Annotated in this window: 18 protein-coding genes and 1 pseudogene; 9 read left to right on the top strand and 10 right to left on the bottom strand. The window is 73.7% G+C overall.

What is annotated here, in order from left to right; all coding sequences use genetic code 11:
- Positions 1-49 precede the first annotated feature (49 nt).
- Together E4198_RS15185 and E4198_RS15180 are read right to left on the bottom strand one after the other, a co-directional pair.
- Positions 50-880 (bottom strand): TIGR03084 family metal-binding protein, encoded by an 831-nt coding sequence (locus E4198_RS15185; RefSeq protein ID WP_136183619.1) that lies wholly within the window; start codon positions 878-880, stop codon positions 50-52.
- 159 nt (positions 881-1,039) lie between these two features.
- Positions 1,040-3,928: an FAD-binding and (Fe-S)-binding domain-containing protein gene (locus E4198_RS15180; protein ID WP_136183618.1), complete on the bottom strand. Its 2,889-nt coding sequence runs from the start codon at positions 3,926-3,928 to the stop codon at positions 1,040-1,042.
- A 163-nt stretch (positions 3,929-4,091) separates the two neighbouring features.
- Here E4198_RS15180 and E4198_RS15175 point away from each other — a divergent pair, with 163 nt between their 5' ends.
- Positions 4,092-4,640, top strand: a complete 549-nt coding sequence (locus E4198_RS15175) for a GNAT family N-acetyltransferase (protein WP_136183617.1) — start codon at positions 4,092-4,094, stop codon at positions 4,638-4,640.
- Here E4198_RS15175 and E4198_RS15170 read toward each other — a convergent pair.
- Both E4198_RS15170 and E4198_RS15165 read right to left on the bottom strand, forming a co-directional pair.
- Positions 4,629-5,026, bottom strand: a pseudogene (locus E4198_RS15170) (hypothetical protein). The gene E4198_RS15175 and the pseudogene E4198_RS15170 overlap by 12 nt on opposite strands.
- 161 nt (positions 5,027-5,187) lie before the next feature.
- Complete coding sequence (locus E4198_RS15165; protein WP_136183616.1) at positions 5,188-5,697, bottom strand: tetratricopeptide repeat protein; 510 nt, start codon at positions 5,695-5,697, stop codon at positions 5,188-5,190.
- Positions 5,698-5,789: 92 nt separating this feature from the next.
- On the opposite strand from E4198_RS15165, the gene E4198_RS15160 reads away from it, so the two are divergent.
- The 3 genes from E4198_RS15160 (at position 5,790) to E4198_RS24940 (ending at position 7,947) form a co-directional block, all read left to right on the top strand.
- Positions 5,790-6,305 (top strand): N-acetyltransferase, encoded by a 516-nt coding sequence (locus E4198_RS15160; protein ID WP_136183615.1) that lies wholly within the window; start codon positions 5,790-5,792, stop codon positions 6,303-6,305.
- 86 nt (positions 6,306-6,391) lie between these two features.
- Positions 6,392-7,510: a phosphoserine transaminase gene (serC, locus tag E4198_RS15155; RefSeq protein ID WP_136183614.1), complete on the top strand. Its 1,119-nt coding sequence runs from the start codon at positions 6,392-6,394 to the stop codon at positions 7,508-7,510.
- Positions 7,511-7,623: 113 nt separating this feature from the next.
- The gene (locus E4198_RS24940; protein ID WP_168711444.1) at positions 7,624-7,947 is read left to right on the top strand and encodes a TetR/AcrR family transcriptional regulator C-terminal domain-containing protein; all 324 of its coding nucleotides are present in this window, start codon (positions 7,624-7,626) and stop codon (positions 7,945-7,947) included.
- A gap of 13 nt (positions 7,948-7,960) precedes the next feature.
- Here E4198_RS24940 and E4198_RS15145 read toward each other — a convergent pair whose 3' ends face one another.
- A complete protein-coding gene (locus E4198_RS15145) occupies positions 7,961-8,983 on the bottom strand; it encodes a hypothetical protein (RefSeq protein WP_247597696.1) in 1,023 nt (340 codons plus the stop codon).
- A 115-nt stretch (positions 8,984-9,098) separates the two neighbouring features.
- Here E4198_RS15145 and E4198_RS15140 point away from each other — a divergent pair, with 115 nt between their 5' ends.
- From E4198_RS15140 to E4198_RS15130, 3 genes are all read left to right on the top strand, one after another.
- Positions 9,099-9,806: a GDSL-type esterase/lipase family protein gene (locus E4198_RS15140; RefSeq protein ID WP_136183612.1), complete on the top strand. Its 708-nt coding sequence runs from the start codon at positions 9,099-9,101 to the stop codon at positions 9,804-9,806.
- Positions 9,807-9,848: 42 nt separating this feature from the next.
- Complete coding sequence (locus E4198_RS15135) at positions 9,849-10,844, top strand: aldo/keto reductase (protein WP_136183611.1); 996 nt, start codon at positions 9,849-9,851, stop codon at positions 10,842-10,844.
- 247 nt (positions 10,845-11,091) lie between these two features.
- Positions 11,092-11,946 (top strand): aldo/keto reductase, encoded by an 855-nt coding sequence (locus tag E4198_RS15130; protein WP_136183610.1) that lies wholly within the window; start codon positions 11,092-11,094, stop codon positions 11,944-11,946.
- A gap of 148 nt (positions 11,947-12,094) precedes the next feature.
- Here the strand turns inward: E4198_RS15130 and thpR are convergent, their stop codons facing one another.
- From thpR to E4198_RS15110, 4 genes are all read right to left on the bottom strand, one after another.
- Entirely contained in the window at positions 12,095-12,688 is a 594-nt protein-coding gene (gene thpR / locus E4198_RS15125; protein ID WP_136183609.1) for an RNA 2',3'-cyclic phosphodiesterase, read from the bottom strand.
- Positions 12,689-12,725: 37 nt separating this feature from the next.
- Positions 12,726-13,067, bottom strand: coding sequence for a YrdB family protein (locus tag E4198_RS15120; protein WP_136183608.1), 342 nt, complete (start codon positions 13,065-13,067; stop codon positions 12,726-12,728).
- Between the two features lie 72 nt (positions 13,068-13,139).
- Entirely contained in the window at positions 13,140-14,633 is a 1,494-nt protein-coding gene (locus tag E4198_RS15115) for an MFS transporter (RefSeq protein ID WP_136183607.1), read from the bottom strand.
- Positions 14,634-14,719: 86 nt separating this feature from the next.
- On the bottom strand, positions 14,720-15,196 hold the full coding sequence (locus E4198_RS15110; RefSeq protein ID WP_136183606.1) for a MarR family transcriptional regulator: 477 nt from the start codon (positions 15,194-15,196) through the stop codon (positions 14,720-14,722).
- A 138-nt stretch (positions 15,197-15,334) separates the two neighbouring features.
- Between E4198_RS15110 and E4198_RS15105 the strand changes: the two genes are divergently transcribed.
- On the top strand, positions 15,335-15,517 hold the full coding sequence (locus tag E4198_RS15105; protein ID WP_136183605.1) for a ribbon-helix-helix protein, CopG family: 183 nt from the start codon (positions 15,335-15,337) through the stop codon (positions 15,515-15,517).
- A gap of 19 nt (positions 15,518-15,536) precedes the next feature.
- On the opposite strand, the gene E4198_RS15100 is transcribed toward E4198_RS15105, so the two are convergent.
- Positions 15,537-17,015, bottom strand: a complete 1,479-nt coding sequence (locus E4198_RS15100) for an NCS2 family permease (protein WP_136183604.1) — start codon at positions 17,013-17,015, stop codon at positions 15,537-15,539.
- A 288-nt stretch (positions 17,016-17,303) separates the two neighbouring features.
- Between E4198_RS15100 and E4198_RS15095 the strand changes: the two genes are divergently transcribed.
- On the top strand, positions 17,304-17,633 hold the full coding sequence (locus E4198_RS15095; RefSeq protein ID WP_136183603.1) for a DUF2530 domain-containing protein: 330 nt from the start codon (positions 17,304-17,306) through the stop codon (positions 17,631-17,633).
- Positions 17,634-17,647 lie beyond the last annotated feature (14 nt).

The raw sequence follows: 17,647 nt of genomic DNA, 5'->3' as shown, positions 1-17,647 counted from the left end.
GGGCGGGGATCGCGTGCGTGAGGATCACGTGGGCGGGGGCTGCGTGCGTTCACCGTGCACCTCCGGTCGTCGCCTTGCGTCCTGCTCCGGGCGGCCCGGCGAACGCCTGGGCGATGTCCAGCCAGCGCTCCGCGTCCGCGCCTTCGGCGCGAAGGGCGGTGTCGCCGCGGTGGACGCGTTGGGTGACGAGCAGGCAGAAGTCCGGCGCCGGACCGGTCACTCGTTGCCCCGCGTCCTCCGGGCCGTACGCCCAGGCCGCCTCGTCGCCCTCGGGCCCGGGGAAGCTAAGCTCGACGCGGAACGGCTCCCCCGGCGGCTCCAGCCCGCGCACCGCGTACGCGAAGTCGCGGGTGCGCACGCCCAGCCAGGCGACGTGCCGCAGGCGCACGGTCGGCTCCCGGCGCACCCCGAGGGCGGCGGCCACGTCCTCGCCGTGCGCCCAGGTCTCCATCAGCCGCGCGGTGGCCATGCCGGCGGCACCCATCGGCGGGCCGTACCACGGGATGCGGTGCGACCCGGGCACCTCGGCCAGTGCGCGAGCCAGCTCCAGACGCCCCACGCGCCAGCGCGCCAGCAGGGCGTGCGGCGCGTCGGCGGCGCCCTGCGCGGCGCCCTCGTCGACGAAGTCGGTCAGCGAGCCGCCGTCCGGCAGCGCGGCGAGCGCCTCCTCCACCTCCCGCCGGAACGCGGCCTCGTCCCGCACGGCGAGCAGCGCGCGCCGGTCCGTCCAGGCCAGGTGGGCGATCTGGTGGGCGACCGTCCAGCCGGACGCGGGCGTGGGAGCGGACCACTGCGCGGCGGAGGTGTCCGCGAGCAGGGCGTCCAGCTCCTCGCCCTCGGCCCGCAGGTCCGCGAACACCTGATCGGCTGCTCCTGCCACCACACACCTCTCCAGGAAGGGGCCGGAGCTTCAGCGTGGCAGGCGACCCGGAAAGAATCAAGCATGCTTGCATGTTTTTATGTGGCTCCCGCATCCCCCCACCGCGCACACGCACCCGCAGGCGCGCACCCGCGCGAACGCCCGGGCCCTACCAGGGCCCTACCGCTTCTCCCCCAGTGCCTCGGCCAGGACTTCCGCCAGGTGGCGGCTGGGACGGCCGTCGTCGAGCTGTTCCAGCTGGGTGCGGCAGGAGTAGCCGTCCGCCAGGACCTCCGTCGCCGGGTCGGCGGCCACGGCCGCCCGTACGGAGGGCAGCAGCTGGTCCTCCGCGCAGGCCGCGGACACTTCGTAGTGCCCCGCCTCGAAGCCGAAGTTGCCGGCCAAGCCGCAGCAGCCGCCGCTCAACTCGCCGACGAGTCCGGCCCGTTCACGCAGCCGCCGCTCCGCGGCGTCGCCCAGCACGGCGTGCTGGTGGCAGTGGGTCTGTCCGGCGACCGGCCGGTCCACGCGCGGCGGGTCCCAGTCCGGGGCGTACTCCTCCAGGGTCTCGGCGAAGGTGCGCACCGCCGACGCCAGCCGCTTCGCGCGCGGGTCGTCGCCCAGCAGCTCGGGCAGGTCGGTCTTCAGCGCCGCCGCGCAGGGCGGCTCCAGCACCGCGACCGGCAGGCCGGCGTCCAGGGCGGGCTCGATCCGGTCCAGGGTCCGCCGCATCACCTTCCGGGCCTGGTCGAGCTGGCCCGTGGACACGTACGTCAGACCGCAGCACACCTGTTGCGGGGGGACGGCCAGCCGCAGCCCGGCGTCCTGAAGGACCCGCACGGCCGCCGAACCGGCCTCCGGGGAGAGGTAGTTGGTGAAGGTGTCCGGCCACAGCACCACCCGCTGCCCCTCGCCGCCGCCCTGCTCCGCCATGCCACGCCGGCTCTGCCTGCGCCACCAGCGGGTGAACGACCCGTGCGGAAGCCGCGGGATGCCCCGCTCCGGGGCGATCCCGCCCAGCCGCTTCCCGACCGCAGCCAGCGGTCCGAAGGCCGCGCCGGCGTTGAGCAGCGGCGCGCCGCGCGTGGCGTCGACCAGGCGCAGCCACTGCGGCAGACGACCCATCGAGTAGTGCGCCATGGGCCGGCGCCGCCCTTCGTAGTGGTGGTGCAGGAACTCCGCCTTGTACGTGGCCATGTCGACGCCGACCGGGCAGTCGCTGCGGCAGCCCTTGCACGACAGGCACAGGTCGAGCGCGTCGTGCACCTCCTGCGAGCGCCAGCCGTCCGTCACGACGTCCCCGGCCAGCATCTCGTGCAGCAGCCGCGCCCGGCCGCGTGTCGAGTGCTGCTCCTCGCCGGTGGCACGGAACGACGGGCACATCACGTTCGCCCCTGCCGTGGTGTTGCGGCATTTGGCGACGCCTACGCAGCGGCGCACGGCGGCGGAGAAGTCGCCGTCGTCGTGCGGGTAGCCGAACTCCACATCCACGGCCCGGCGCGGCAGCGACGCGAAGCGCAGATTGTCGTCGATGCGGTCGGGGCGGGCGAGGACGCCGGGGTTGAGGCCGTTCACGGGGTCCCAGAGGTCCTTGAAGCGGTGGAACAGCTCCACCATCTCCGGGCCGTACATGCGCGGGAGCAGTTCGGCCCGCGCCTGCCCGTCGCCGTGCTCGCCGGACAGCGACCCGCCGTGCGCGACGACGATGCCGGCCAGGTCGTGGGAGAAGGCGCGGAAGTGCCGGATGCCCTCTGGGCGGATCAGGTCGAAGTCGATGCGGACGTGGATGCAGCCGTCCCCGAAATGCCCGTACGGCAGGCCGCGCAGGTCGTACTCGCGCAGCAGCTTGCGGAAGTCGCGGAGGTAGGCGCCCAGGCGCTCCGGCGGCACCGCGCAGTCCTCCCAGCCCGGCCACGCCTCGCCGCCTCCCGGTACGCGGGTGGCGGTGCCCGACGCGTCCTCGCGTACCCGCCACAGCGCGCGCTGCCCGGCCGGGTCGGCGACCACGCTGTGGTCGGTGGTGCCCTCGGCCGCGGCCCGGCACAGCTGCTCGGCGCGGGCCCGCGCCTCGGCGGCGTCCGCGCCGCCGGTCTCGACGAAGAGCCAGGCCCCGCCGCGCGGCAGGGAGGCCCGGGCGGCGTCGGAGACCAGGTCGTTGGCCATGCCCTCCACGGTCAGCGGGCCGTGCGGCAGCAGGGCGGCGGCGGCCTCCGCGGCGGCCGACTCGTCGGCGTAGGCGAGGACGGCGAGCGCGCGGGCGGCGGGCGCGGGGACGAGGCGTACGGTCGCCTCGGTGAGCACCCCCAGGGTGCCCTCGCTGCCGGTGAAGGCGCGCGCCCAGTCCTCGTCCTTCTCGGGCAGCAACTCGTCCAGGGCGTATCCGGAGATGCGGCGCGGCAGTTCGGGGAAGCCGGTGCGCAGCCGGGAGAGATCGCCGTTCACCAGGGCGCGCACCGGGTTCCGCAGGCTCGCCGGCACGCCGCCCCCGCCGGGGCCGAGCACGGCGCGTTCGCCCGCGTAGGTCAGGACGTCGAGTTCGTGCACGTTGTCGGCGGTGGTGCCCCAGGCGACGGAGTGAGAGCCGCACGAGTTGTTGCCGATCATGCCGCCGAGCGTGCAGCGGCTGTGGGTGGAGGGGTCCGGGCCGAAGGTGAGTCCGTACTGCGCGACTGCGTTCCGCAGGTCGTCGAGGATCACACCGGGCTGCACCAGGGCGGTGCGCGAGCCGGGGTCGACCGCGCGGATGGCGTTCATGTGCCGGGTGAAGTCCAGGACGACGCCGAGGCCCGTCGCCTGCCCCGCGATGGACGTGCCGCCGCCGCGCGCCACCACGGGCACGCCGCGCTCGCGGCACACGGCGAGGGTCGCCGCGACATCGTCGGCGTCGCGCGGGGCGACGATACCGAGCGGCACGCGGCGGTAGTTCGAGGCGTCCATGGTGAAGAGCGCGCGGTCGGCGGCGCCGAACTCCACCTCGCCGCGCACCGCCCCGCGGAGCGCCGCCTCGGTGTCCCGCGCCCCTGCGCCGGCCGCCGGCCCGGTCCCTGCTGCGTCCTTAGCTGCTGCCATGCCCCCCAGCGTGCAGCCTCGCCCCCCGTTTCGGGGAGGGGGCTCACCCGGGACGCCCCGGGGATTTCCCACGCCCGCCCGGGGGCCGGGTGGCCCGGCTCCCGCCCCGGGGCCACCCGGTATTGCACGTGAACCCTGGCGCGGAGGCGCATACGCTGCGGGGGTGATCGACCAAGGACACGTGGAGGAGACCGGGCGGCGCATCACGCTGCGGGACGTCGAGGAGGAGAACTGGCGCGCCGTCGCGGACGTCGCACCGTTCGACGAGCAGCGCGGCTTCGTCGCGGCGCTCGCCGCGCGCTACCTGCTGCTGTCGCTGTACGAGGGCCCGTGGCGTTCGCTGGGCGTGTACGCCGACGAGACGGTCGTCGGCCACGTCATGTGGGGCCGTGACGACGACGGCTCGCACTGGATCGGCGGCCTGCTCGTGGACCGCGCCGAGCAGGGACGGGGCATCGGCCGCGCGCTGCTGCGCACCCTGCTCGGGTGGCTCGCCGCGCAGCCGGACTGCTGGGTGATCCGCATGACGTACCAGCGGTCCAACGTCGCGGCGCGCGGCCTGTACGAGTCGCTGGGCTTCGTACCGGCCGGTTCGGTCGCGGCGGAGGGTGAGGACGAGGAGGAGATCCTCGTCGAGATCAGCCCGGCGGCGGCCCGGCGCGCGGCCGCCGAGGGGGCCGCGGGCGCGCCGCAGGGACCGTCAGAGAGCTGACCGCAGCTCCGGGAGCAGCGTCTTCTGCGCCCGGTCGAGGAAAACCTGCTGGGTGTCCCCGCCGATCTGCACGAGGGCGACGTCGGTGAACCCGGCGTCCACGAACGGCTTCATCGCGCGCACGAAGTCGTCGGGGTCGTCGCCGCACGGGATGGACCCGGCCACGTTCTCCTCGCGGACGAACGCGGTCGCCGCGTCGAAGGACTTCGGACCGGGCAGTTCGGAGTGTCGGCCGCGCCGAGCACGCTCCACACGTCGGGGGCGTGGCCCTGCGACTCCAGCCGGGGAGAGTAGTGGTCGGAGGAGACGGAGAAGTCGAAGCCCGCATCCTCGGCGTGCACCATGTGGTCGACGAGGTCCGTGGGCCCGGCCTGCTCGGTCATCATCGTGTACCCGATCTGCACCCTGCGCCGCCGGTAACCCCGCCGAAGCGGCACAAACGGGTTTGCGGCTGCACCGTGTGCGCCGTGAACTCCCGCCGTGCCCGGCCGGGGGTCGGGCGCCGGTCGGACACGCCCTGGCCGAGCGCGACGGCGGCACCCGCGGTTCAGGGCTGTTCCGGCGACGGCTCCGCCAGCTCGCGGGCGTAGCGGCCGACGGAGCGGGTGTAGGACGGGAGGTGGGGGGCCAGGGCGCCGAGCGCGACGCCGACGGCCTCGCGGGCGCGGCCCGCGTCGGCGAGTGTCAGGGCGAGGAAGGCGGCGACCGCGTCGTCCAGTGCGTCGGAGGCGGCGTCCCGTTCGGCGGTGAGGAGGGTGACGCCCTCGGCGGGGCGGCCGAGGTTCCGCAACGTGCTGGCGTACTGGATGACCGCCTGCCGACGGCGGGGGCCGGCCAGGCCGCCGGCGAGGGCGTCCCGGTAGAGGCCGGCGGCCGCCACCTCGTGGCCGAGGGCGTCGTGGACGGAAGCCCGTTCGTACGCCGCGACGGGGTGCCCGGTGGGCAGCTCCCGCACCAGCGCCGTCATGCGGGCGGAGAAGTCGCCGGGGGTGTGGGCGTCGAACGCGTCCCACAGCGCGGCGACGCGCCGTTCCCAGTCCGGGTCGGTGTCGTTCATGGCGGCAGCATGGCAGGGGCGGCGGCAGCCCGCCCCGACGACCGGCGGAAAAGGCGTTGCCGCCGCCCGCGGGCGACCCCCAGACTGTCCCGGTGCTGATCAGACGGGAGACGCCGGCCGACGTGCCGGCGGTGCGGGACGTGACCACGGCGGCGTTCGACCGGACGGACACGCCGGTACCGGTCGAGGTGCCGCTGCTGGACGCGTTGCGCGGGTGCGAGGGCTGGCTGCCCGCGCTGTCGATGGTGGCGACCGACCCGCAGGGCGCCGTGTCGGGGCACGTGGTGTGCACGCGCGGGCGGCTGGCGGAGGTGCCGGTGCTGGGGCTCGGCCCGCTGAGCGTGCATCCGAAGCACCAGCGGACGGGGGTCGGCTCCGCACTGGTGCACGCCGTGCTGGGAGCGGCCGACGCGCTCGGCGAACCGCTGGTCGCGCTGCTGGGCGACCCGGCCTACTACGGCCGTTTCGGCTTCCGCCCCGCCACCGAGTACGGCATCGCCCCGCCCGATCCGGCCTGGACCACGGCCTTCCAGGTGAGGACGCTCAGCGCGTACGACCCGGCGATGCGGGGCACGTTCGCGTACGCGGAGCCCTTCTCGCAAGTGTGAACGCGCACCGGCCGCCGTCGCCACGCCCGTCTCGCGGTGCGGACGAATCGGCCGGTGACCGGTGCGGAAGCACTACGCTCGCCACCGTGGCCGACATTCAGATTCCCGCTGACATCAAGCCCGCCGACGGTCGCTTCGGATCGGGTCCCTCCAAGGTGCGGACCGAGGCGCTGAGCGCGCTGGCCGCCACCGGCACGTCCCTGCTCGGCACGTCCCACCGCAAGCCCCCGGTGAAGAACCTCGTGGGGCGCGTACGCGAGGGCGTGCAGAGCCTGTTCCAGCTGCCCGAGGGCTACGAGGTCGTCCTCGGCAACGGCGGCTCCACCGCCTTCTGGGACATCGCCACCCACGGCCTGATCGAGCGCCGCTCCCAGCACCTGACCTTCGGCGAGTTCTCCTCGAAGTTCGCGAAGGCCGCCACGCTGGCGCCGTGGCTGGAGGAGCCCTCCGTCGTGTCCTCCGACCCGGGCACGCACCCGACGGCGCGCGCCGAGGCGGGCGTCGACGCGTACGCCCTCACGCACAACGAGACGTCGACCGGCGTGGCGATGCCGATCGAGCGGGTCGCGGGCGCCGACGAGGGCGCGCTGGTGCTGGTGGACGCCACCTCGGGCGCGGGCGGCCTGCCCGTGGACGTCGCCGGGACGGACGTCTACTACTTCGCGCCGCAGAAGTCGTTCGCCGCCGACGGCGGTCTGTGGATCGGCGTGTTCTCCCCCGCGGCGATCGAGCGGGCGGAGCGGATCGCCGCGTCCGACCGGCACGTGCCGGAGTTCTTCAACCTCGCGACGGCCATCGACAACAGCCGCAAGAACCAGACGTACAACACCCCGGCCGTCGCCACGCTGTTCCTGCTCGCCGACCAGCTGGAGTGGCTCAACGGGCAGGGCGGCCTGGACTGGGCGGTGCGCCGCACCGCCGACTCGGCCCGCCGCCTGTACGGCTGGGCGGAGGAGCACAAGCACGCCTCGCCGTTCGTCGCCGACCCGGCGCAGCGCTCCGCCGTCGTCGGCACGATCGACTTCGACGAGGCCACGGACGCCGCCGCGGTCGCGAAGGTGCTGCGCGCCAACGGCATCGTGGACACCGAGCCGTACCGGAAGCTGGGCCGGAACCAGCTGCGGGTGGCGATGTTCCCGGCGATCGAGCCGGCCGACGTGGAGGCGCTGACCGCCTGCGTGGACTACGTGATCGAGCGCCTCTGAGCGCGGATGCGGGACCCGACCGGAGAGGCCCGGACGGCTGCGCGCCGTCCGGGCCCCCTGGTCTGCCGGCCCGCAGGGGGCCGCGCCCGGCTCAGCGGCCGAGGCTCTGGTACTTGCGCGGCCTGGAGGGGCTCAGCCTCACCGACCAGCAGCGGCTCTCCGTCATCTTCGCCGTCGAGAGCTACGTCAGCGGCTCCGCGCGCGACCACCTCAACGCGCTGGAGGCGGCCCGGCTCACCGGCGTGAGCGACGAGGAGTTCTGGGCCGCCCAGGCCCCCTTCCTCACCGAGGCCATGCAGAGCGGCGGCTTCCCCTCGCTGGCCGAGCTCGACGAGGACACCTTCGACGTGGCCGGCAACGACTCCTTCACGTTCGCCCTGGCCCGGCCCGCCGACGGCATCGCCGACTTCGTCGAGACCGCCCGCGCGGACGGCTGAGCGTCCGGGCCCGTCAGTCGCGCCTGCGGCCGAACACCCGCCGCAGCGACAGCCAGATCACGGTCGCGGCGGCGAACACGATCGCCCCCACCACCAGGTCGCGCTCCTCGCCCTCCTCGCCCTCCCGGGGCGGCGCGCCGTCGGAGCTCCGCTCCGCCTTCTCCCGCTGCGCGGCGGCAGACTCCGGCAGCGCCTCACCCTCCAACTCCTGCGGCGCGACACGGCTGTTGGAGCCCTCAGAGCCGAACATGAGCGTGAGGCCGTCCGGGGTGAAGGTCACCGACTCGCCCTGCCCGAACGTCGACACCGGTACCGAGCCGACGGGCTCGGGACGTCCTTCGTCCGTCCACCGGTACATCTCGGAGCCGAAGTAGCTGCGCAGCACCAGCCGGGAACCGTCCGGGGAGAACGCCCCGTCCGTCGCCTCGATGTCCACGTCCGCGATGCGGGCGAACTCGTTCACGCCCGAAGCCGTCAGTTCCTCGGGGCCGGCATAGACGCCGGCGCTCCGTTCACTCTTGCTCGCCAGATAGACCCGGCCCGTCTCCGGATGCACCATCAGCGACTCGGCGTCGCGCGGCCCGTCGGCATACCTGACGGTGTAGCGGGTGGGCGTGACGGTGGTGTCGCGCAGCCGCTCCGGCTCGGCGAAGCGGTAGATCCACACCTCGCTCCAGCCGCCGCCCAGGTTGTCGCCGATGTCGCCGACGAACACGTCGCCGTCGGGACCCACCGACACCGCCTCCACGTCGCGCGGCTCGACGCCCTCGAGAGTGACGGTCGCGACGGTCTTGCCGGTGCCGCCGTCTACGGCGTACATGTACGGGCCGTCGTCGGAGTCGTTGTGCGTCCAGTAGACGCCGGGGTGCGCCCGGCTGGCGGCGAGCCCGCTGGACTCGGTGATGCGGGGGTCCTCCAGGATGAACGCCGACGGCTCCTCCGTCGACGACGCGGCGCCGGCGGCACCGGCCCCGAGACCGAGGGCGCCCCCCACGACCACTGCACCGACCACCCGCGCGAACCCCTGAATCCCCATGCGCCAAGAGTGCCATCCCGCCGGGCCGCTCCGGCGCGCGACGGCGCCCCGCGGGCGCGGCGGCGGGTGACCGGGGCCACGGCCGGCGGGCCGTCCCGTGCGGCAGAATGCGGCGATGCGCATCATGCCCGTCGGCGACTCCATGACCATCGGCAGCGCCGGCGAGCACCCCTGGCGGTGCCGGCTGTGGCAGCACCTCACCGCGACGGCCGCGCCCTCCCCCGTACGGTTCGTCGGCCCGCACACCACTCTCCACGACGGCTCCGCGGCGTACGCCGACCCCGCACTCCCCGCGGAGGCCCGCGGCCACCTGGCCGTGTGGGGCACCGGCTGGCAGCACCACGCGTCCACCGTCGCCGACGCCGTCCGCGCACACCGGCCGGACACGCTGCTGGTGTCCCTGGGCCTGATAGACCTCGGCTTCTATACCGACCCCGACCAGACGGCGGCCCACGTGCACCGCTTCGTCGCCGGCGCACGCCACGCCGACCCGCACGTCCGCGCCGTGCTGCTGCCCGTCCTGCCCAACATACGCGCGGCCACCGACACCGCCTTCGCCGCGCAGGTGCGGCGCTTCAACGAACTACTCGCGAAGGCCGTCGCGGACCTCTCGACACCGGCCTCCCCGCTGCTGCTCGCCTCCGAGCCCGCGCGCTGGGAGCACGCCCGGGACACCCACGACGGCACCCACCCGTCGTCCCGCGGCGCACACCGCATCGCCGCCGCGTTCGCCGCCGCGCTGCACCAGGCGTGGGAGATCGGCGGCCCGTACCCGCACCCCCGCCCGGCGGCGGACGCCCCGGTCGCGACGCCGCTCCCGTAGACGCTTGCCTCGAGTCCCCTCCAAGGCGTTGGCTTGGGTCTCATGAAGTACACGCAGCTGGGACGCACCGGGCTCAAGGTCAGCCGACTCGTACTCGGCACGATGAACTTCGGCCCGCAGACCGACGAGGCCGACAGCCACGCCATCATGGACGCCGCGCTCGACGCGGGCGTCAACTTCTTCGACACCGCCAACGTCTATGGGTGGGGCGAGAACAAGGGCCGGACCGAGGAGATCCTGGGCAGTTGGCTCGCCCAGGGCGGCGGACGCCGCGACCGGACCGTGCTGGCCACCAAGGTCTACGGCAACATGGGCACGGACGGCGCGGCCTGGCCCAACCACGACAAGCTGTCCGCGGTGAACATCCGCCGCGCGGTCGAAGCGAGCCTCAAGCGGCTGCGGACCGACCACATCGACCTGTACCAGTTCCACCACGTCGACCGTGCGACGCCGTGGGAGGAGATCTGGCAGGCCGTCGACGTGCTGGTGCAGCAGGGCAAGATCCTCTACGCCGGCTCGTCCAACCACGCCGGCTGGCACCTCGCGCGGGCCAACGAGACCGCCGCCCGGCGCGGCAGCCTCGGGCTGGTCAGCGAGCAGTGCCTGTACAACCTCGCCGAACGGCGCGCCGAGATGGAGGTCATCCCGGCCGCGCAGGGCTACGGCCTCGGCGTCATCCCCTGGTCGCCGCTGCACGGCGGCCTCCTGGGCGGCGCGATCCGGAAGGCGGGGGAGGGCGGCGGCGCGCGGACGGCGTCCGGCCGTGCGGCCGACGCGCTGGCCAACGCGTCCTCCCGCGAGCAGATCCAGGCGTACGAGGACCTGCTCGACAAGCACGGCCTGGAGCCGGGCGAGGCGGCGCTCGCCTGGCTGCTGACCCGTCCCGGCGTCACGGGCCCGATCGTCGGCCCCCGCACCGCGGAACAGCTCGCCTCGGCCGTCCGCGCCGTGGACCTGGAGCTGAGCGACGAAGTACTGAGCGGCCTCGACGCGATCTTCCCCGGCCCGGGCCCCTCCCCGGAGGCCTTCGCCTGGTGACGCACCCGCCGGTGTGCGCTGCCCGTCACCCGGAACGGGCGGCGCACACCGGCAGCGTCCCGGACGGTCTCGTCGGGAGGTGGTCCAGGGAGATGACGTTCCTGCGCCGAGGCGCCGGAGGTGCACCGCCCGCGGAATGCGGTGGGCGAGCGCGGGTACGACGGTCAGCCTGAGGGTGCCTGAAGGACCTGGTGCGCGGCGCGGAAGCCGCGCGCTGTCGGAGGCCGGACGAGAGGACACGTGAACGATGCAGACCCGCCGTATCGGGGATGCCGTGGTCGGGGCGGTCGGTCTCGGCGCCATGCCCCTGTCCGTCGAGGGACGGCCGGACGAGGACCGGGCCTTCGCGACGCTCCACGCCGCGCTGGACGCGGGCGTGACCCTGATCGACACCGCCGACGCCTACTACGCGCAGGCCGACGGTGTCGGCCACAACGAAGCGCTTGTCGCGAAGGCGCTCGCCGCGCACGACCGGGGCGGTGACGTGCTGGTCGCCACCAAGGGTGGCCATCTCCGGCCGGACGGCGGCTGGACGGTCGACGGCTCGCCGGAGCACCTGCGGCGCGCCTGCGAGGCGTCGCTGGCGCGGTTGGGCGTGGAGGCGATCGGGCTGTACCAGTTCCACCGGCCCGACCCCGCGGTGCCGTACGCGGAGTCGCTGGGGGCACTGAGCGAGCTGCTGTCCGAGGGGAAGATCCGCATGGCCGGCGTCTCGAACGTCGGCCCCGGCCTGATCCGGATGGCCCACGACATCCTCGGCGAGAACCTGGTATCGGTGCAGAACCAGTTCTCGCCGGACTTCCGTTCCAGTGAGCCGGAGCTGCGGCTGTGCGACGAGCTGGGGCTCGCGTTCCTGCCGTGGAGTCCGCTGGGCGGCATGTCCCGGGCGGGCGATCTGGGTTCGGCCCACACGGCGTTCGCCCGGGTCGCCGAGGAACATGGGGTGAGCCCGCAGCGGGTGTGCCTGGCGTGGATGCTCGCGAAGTCGCCGTACGTCGTCCCGATCCCGGGCGCCAGCCGGCCCGAGACGGTGCGCGACTCGGCCGCTGCGGCGGACCTGGTCCTCGCCGACGAGGAGATCGCCGCGCTCGACGCCGCCTGAGCACCCGCCCGGTCGGGGCCTGCTGTCTGCGCCGGGTCAGCCGCCGAGGGCGGCGGCGACGGCGACGGCGATGAGGAGGAGCACGAGGGCGGCGCTGACGACGCGCGTGCGGGTCTTGGCGTTCACGTGCCCACGGTAGCGGGCGCGGTCAGCCGCCCAGCGGCCAGGCGGCGATCGGCGCGTAGTGAGGCTGCTCACCCGGCACGCCGCTCGCGGGCAGCCGGCTGTGCACGAGCGTCAGCTCGGATGCGATCCACGGGTCGCTCTCGAAGCCGCCGAGTGCCTCGACGTACGGACGCAGGTCGGTGGCGGCCCCCTCGGACGGCCCCCGGCCGCGGCCCCTGATCCGGGCGAGCGTGAGGTGCGCACGGAACGGGCGGCCCGCCTCCCTCTGCACGCCGCTGCGGCGCCCGGCGGCCTGCGCGGCCTGGGCCAGCCGTTCCAGGGCGCGGCGGTCGCCGTCCGCCCCCACCCACAGGGCGCGGTCGCCGAACCGTCCGGCGCCGGAGAGACGCAGAGGGAGGGGGCTGCTGCGCCGGGCGGCGCGGGCGAGCCGTTCGCTTAGGTCGGGGAGGGTGTGCGCGGCGTCGACCTCGCCGTAGAAGGCGAGGGTGAAGTGCCAGCCCTCGCGGTGGGTCCAGCGGAGCCGGTCCGCGCCCGGGAGCCCGTGCAGGGGCGCGACGGCTCCGGCGAGTGCGGCGACCGCCGGGTCGGGCGGCAGCAGGGCGGCGAACAGGCGCATGCCGTCACGGTACGGCTCGCCGCCGCCTGTCTGCCTGTCACTCGCGCCAGGGCGCCCGCAGCGCGGCGTTGGCCAGGAAGAGTCCGGCGAAGACGGCCGACCACTCCGCACGGCCCGCGGCGGCGAGTGCGGCGACTCCGGTGCCGAACCAGAGCACCTCCAGCAGTACCCGCGTGCCGCCCCTGGCCGGGTGGGGCGCCTTGGGCGAGCCGAAGAGCGCCCAGACGACGGCCAGGGCCGCCGGGGCGAACACCGTCAGCAGGATGCGGACCGCTCCAGAATCGGCCACGGTGTAACCCCAGTGGCCCGCGGAGGCGTACACCGCGAGTTCGAGCAGGAACATCAACAGCAGGTTGAGGGACCTGAGCACGGGGGTCATCGGCACGCCTCGGGTTGTCGGTCGGGACGGGCGGCGGCCGGCGCCCCGTGTGCGGGCACCGGCCGCCGTGTGTCAGACCGCGGTGGGGACGCGGGCACGGTCCGGGGCGGGCTCTCCGGACGAGGGCACCGGACCGGTGGCATCGGCCCCGACTGCGGCGGGCACCCCGGAGGGCTCCTCCTCGCGCGGGACGAACGTCAGCACGCGACGGCCGTTCCCGGGCCGGAAGGCCAGCCGCAGGCCGCTGGCGCGCGCCAGTGCCAGAGCCACGCCCACCGCGACGAGCGCCGAGACCAGGCCGCCGGCGAGGAAGCCGGCCCGCGCGCCGTAGGTGTCGGTGATCCAGCCCATGATGGGCCCGCCGATCGGGGTGCCGCCGACGAAGACCATCATGTACAGGCTCATCACCCGGCCGCGCATAGTCGGGTCGGAGGCGAGCTGCACGCTGGAGTTGGCGGTGACGTTGAAGGTCATGCCCATCACGCCGATGGGCAGCATGACCGCGGCGAACAGCCAGAACGATGGGGTGAGGGCGGCGGCCATCTCCAGGACGCCGAAGAGCAGCGCGGCGCCCAGCATCAGCCGCATGCGGCTGACCGCGCGCCGGGCCGCGAGCAGCGCGCCCGCCAGCGAGCCGATCGCGATCAGCGTGTTGAGCAGGCCGTACGTCCCGGCACCCTCCTCGAAGACGCGGTCGGTGAACGCGGTCAGCCAGATGGGGAAGTTGAAGCCGAAGGTGCCGATGAAGCCGACCAGCACGATGGGCCACAGCAGGTCGGGACGGCTGCGGACGTAGGCGAGACCCTCGCGCAGCTGCCCCTTGCTGCGCGGGGCGCGTTCGGTGGCGTGCAGCTCGCCGGTCCGGATCATCAGCAGGCCCGCGATGGGCGCGAGGAAGGACAGCCCGTTGAAGAGGAACGCCCAGCCGCTGCCCACCGCGGTGATCATCACGCCGGCGACGGCGGGGCCGACCAGCCGGGCGCTCTGGAAGTTCGCGGAGTTCAGCGAGACGGCGTTGCGCAGCATGCGCGGGCCGACCATCTCGGAGACGTAGGTCTGCCGGGTCGGGTTGTCGACGACGGTCGCGAGGCCGAGAGCGAAGGCGAGGGCGTAGACATGCAGGACGTGCACGTGTCCGCTGAGCGTGAGCCCGGCGAGCACCAGGCCGGTGACGCCCATCGTGGACTGGGTGAGCAGCAGCAACCGCCGCTTGTTGCAGCGGTCGGCGATGACGCCGCCGTAGAGGCCGAAGAGCAGCATCGGCAGGAACTGGAGGGCGGTGGTGATGCCGACGGCGGTGGCGGAGCCGGTGAGGCTGAGCACGAGCCAGTCCTGGGCGATCCGCTGCATCCAGGTACCGGTGTTGGAGACGGCCTGGCCGAGGAAGAAGAGGCGGTAGTTCCGCACCCGGAGGGAGCTGAACATCGAGGTCTTCGACGGCGCTTCGCCGGTGGCGTCCGTGGGTGCGTCCGTGGGTGCGGGGGTGGGCCGGGGGGTGTCGGCAGTGGTCTCGGCGGTGGTGTCGTGCGGCGCGGGTGCGGAGTCTGCTCCGTGGCCCGAACTCAAGGGTGGCCTCCTCGTGGTGTTCTCCTTCGGCAGAGGTGCGGTCGTCGTCCTCGGAGCGTCGTCCTCTGTACAAGGTGCGGTCGTCGTTACAGGTGTGCGAGTTTCTCCAGGACGGGCGCGGCCTCGCGCAGCTTCGCCCATTCGTCCTCGTCGAGCCCGCCGGCCAGCTCCGCCAGCCAGGCGTTCCGCTTGGTGCGGCTCGCCGCGAGCATCGACTCGGCCTGCTCCGTCTGGGTGACCACCTTCTGGCGGCGGTCCTCCGGGTGCGGTTCCAGGCGGACGAGCCCCTTGCCTTCGAGCATCCCGACGATGCGGGTCATCGATGGGGGCTGGACGTGCTCCTTGCGCGCCAGCTCGCTGGGCGTGGCCGAGCCGCAGCGGGCGAGGGTGCCGAGCACCGACATCTCGGTCGGGCTCAGCGACTCGTCGACCCGCTGGTGCCGCAGGCGCCGGGAGAGGCGCATCACGGCGGAGCGGAGCGCGTTGACCGCCGCGGCGTTCTCCGCGGTGAGGTCGGTGTCGGGCACCGCTGCGAGCGTGCCGTGAGAGGACGGTTCCGGCATGTCATTAGCATAACTCATTACCCGCGCTAACGACCAGCCTCGTTCGAGCGGGTTTGACGAGGGTCTGGTCACACGTACGGGTGAGCTCGCACGGGAAAACGACACGCGCCGCGGGCCGGGTCACGGACCGTGGGAGGCATGAATTCCACGGTGCTCAGTCTGCGCATGGACAGCGAGCTGTGCGCACGGCTTCACGATCACGCCGCCCGGCGGGGCATGAGCGTGCAGGACTACGTGATACGCACACTGGTCCGCGAGGACTTCGATCAGCGCTTCCAGGCAGCCGTCGAGGAGACGGAACGTTTCTACGGCCGCACCTGACACGGGGAGTGCCGCCCGCTCAGACGCCGAGCAGCTGCTCGATCGGGCCCAGCAGGAAGTACACCAGGAAGCACAGGCCGACGACGTTCAGCAGCCAGGGCACCGAACGGAAGCGTCCGGTGGCGGCGCGCAGCAGGATGAAGGCGAGCACGCCGATACCGATGCCGTTGGTGATGCTGTAGGTGAACGGCATCGAGACCAGGGTGAGGAACGCCGGGATGCCGACGGTGGGGTCGGCCCAGTCGATCTCCCGCACGTTCGAGGCCATGATCAGGAAGCCGACGACGACCAGCGCGGGCGTCGCCGCCTGCGACGGCACCACGGTGGCCAGCGGCGTCAGGACCAGGGTGAGCAGGAAGAGGCCGCCGGTGACCAGATTGGCGAGGCCGGTGCGCGCGCCCTCGCCGACGCCTGCGGTCGACTCGACGAAACAGGTGTTCGCCGAGCAGGAGCCGAAGCCGCCACCGGCCACGGCGGCGCCGTCCACCATGAGGATGCGGCCCATGCCGGGCAGCTGACCGTTCCGGTCGGTCAGCCCGGACTCCTCGCCGACGCCGATCACCGTGCCCATCGCGTCGAAGAAGCCGGACAGCAGCACGGTGAAGACGAAGAGGGATCCGGTGAGGACGCCGACCTCCTCGAATCCGCCGAACAGGCTGATGTCGCCGATCAGACCGAAGTCGGGCGAGCCGATCACGTCGTCCGGGACGTTCGGCACCGCCAGACCCCACGCGGCGTCGGGGATCACGGCCAGCGCGTTGATCACGACGGCGACCACCGTCGCCACCGCGATGCCGATGAGGATGGCACCGCGCACCTTGCGGACCACCAGCACGCACATCAGCGCGAGGCCCAGCACGAAGACCAGCACCGGCCAGCCCTCCAGCCGGCCGGCCTCGCCGAGGCCGAGCGGGACGGTGGTGTGGGCGGAGTCGGGGTTGCGGGTGACGAAGCCGGAGTCGACCAGGCCGATCAGGGTGATGAAGAGGCCGATGCCGATGGCGATCGACCGGCGCAGCCCGTTCGGGATGGCGTCCATGACGCGCTGCCGCAGACCGGAGGCCACGAGGACCATCAGCACCAGACCGGCGAGGACGACCATGCCCATGGCGTCCGGCCAGCTCATCTTCGGCGCGAGCTGGAGCGAGACGACGGCGTTGATGCCGAGCCCGGCGGCGAGCGCGATGGGCACGTTGCCGATCAGGCCCATCAGCAGCGTGGTCAGCCCGGCCATCAGCGCGGTGGCCGTCACCAGTTCCGCGTTGTCGAGCTGGTGACCGAACTTGTCCGTTCCGGCCCCGAGGATGATGGGGTTGAGGATGACGATGTAGGCCATCGCGAAGAAGGTGGCGAGCCCGCCGCGCACCTCCCGGCCGAAGCTGGAGCCGCGCTCGGACACCCGGAAGAAGCGATCGAGGGCGGCGGAGCGCCCGGAGGGCCCGTCCGGAGCGTCGGGCTGCGGCGCGTGGGTGAGCGTCTTGCCGGCCGTGGGGGACATGCGTGACCTCGGTGGTGCGGGCGCGCGACGGGCGCGAAGGGCGGCGGTGCGAGGTGCCGGATTGGAGCTTCCGACGAGGAAAACCAGCCAGGCACAGATGGTTGCAGTATGAACAGATGATGCGCGCGGACGCCATCTCCGCGCGTAGACCACGTCGGGGCAGCGCCTGCGGGCGGGAGCCGCGGCGCACGACCGGAGCCGGGCCGAACGCCCGACCGGGCCTGCGACCGGGCCAGGCGCAGCACGCCCTAAGCTGGGTGCGACGGGCGAGCGGAGGAGCCGGAGCGCATGGGTCTGATCAGCAAGTGGACGGACGGCGAACGCGAAGCCCCCGAGCCGCTCGAGGGGCCCGTCGTCGGCGCCGTGGTCACCGGCACGCTCGTCTGGTTCCTGCTCTTCGTCGGCCAGCTCCCGTTCTACGGCTGGTTCTCCGACCACGGCCACACGTGGTGGATCTGGGCCTGCGCCGCGGGCGCCGGCCTGGGCCTGGTCGGCCTGCTGTACGTCCGCCGCCGCTTCGCGGCGCTGCGCCGTACGGCCGGCCCCTCCACGGGTGACGCGTCCCAGCCGGCACCGGACCCGGCGGGGGGAAGCGGCCGGCGCGCCCCAGCCGAATAGGCGGACGGCAGGCA

Origin of the sequence: Streptomyces sp. RKND-216 (genome assembly GCF_004795255.1) — a bacterium.
GTDB classification, from domain to species: domain Bacteria; phylum Actinomycetota; class Actinomycetes; order Streptomycetales; family Streptomycetaceae; genus Streptomyces; species Streptomyces hazeniae.
This window is presented reverse-complemented; position numbering and strand designations above follow the sequence as displayed.

Excerpts from the sequence above, each read along its gene's own strand:
- E4198_RS15180 (WP_136183618.1), bottom strand. The coding sequence starts at position 3,928 with ATGGCAGCAGCTAAGGACGCAGCAGGGACCGGGCCGGCGGCCGGCGCA.
- E4198_RS15165 (WP_136183616.1), bottom strand. The coding sequence starts at position 5,697 with ATGAACGACACCGACCCGGACTGGGAACGGCGCGTCGCCGCGCTGTGG.
- E4198_RS15145 (WP_247597696.1), bottom strand. The coding sequence starts at position 8,983 with ATGGGGATTCAGGGGTTCGCGCGGGTGGTCGGTGCAGTGGTCGTGGGG.
- E4198_RS15140 (WP_136183612.1), top strand. The coding sequence starts at position 9,099 with ATGCGCATCATGCCCGTCGGCGACTCCATGACCATCGGCAGCGCCGGC.
- E4198_RS15135 (WP_136183611.1), top strand. The coding sequence starts at position 9,849 with ATGAAGTACACGCAGCTGGGACGCACCGGGCTCAAGGTCAGCCGACTC.
- E4198_RS15130 (WP_136183610.1), top strand. The coding sequence starts at position 11,092 with ATGCAGACCCGCCGTATCGGGGATGCCGTGGTCGGGGCGGTCGGTCTC.
- thpR (WP_136183609.1), bottom strand. The coding sequence starts at position 12,688 with ATGCGCCTGTTCGCCGCCCTGCTGCCGCCCGACCCGGCGGTCGCCGCA.
- E4198_RS15120 (WP_136183608.1), bottom strand. The coding sequence starts at position 13,067 with ATGACCCCCGTGCTCAGGTCCCTCAACCTGCTGTTGATGTTCCTGCTC.
- E4198_RS15110 (WP_136183606.1), bottom strand. The coding sequence starts at position 15,196 with ATGCCGGAACCGTCCTCTCACGGCACGCTCGCAGCGGTGCCCGACACC.
- E4198_RS15105 (WP_136183605.1), top strand. The coding sequence starts at position 15,335 with ATGAATTCCACGGTGCTCAGTCTGCGCATGGACAGCGAGCTGTGCGCA.
- E4198_RS15100 (WP_136183604.1), bottom strand. The coding sequence starts at position 17,015 with ATGTCCCCCACGGCCGGCAAGACGCTCACCCACGCGCCGCAGCCCGAC.
- E4198_RS15095 (WP_136183603.1), top strand. The coding sequence starts at position 17,304 with ATGGGTCTGATCAGCAAGTGGACGGACGGCGAACGCGAAGCCCCCGAG.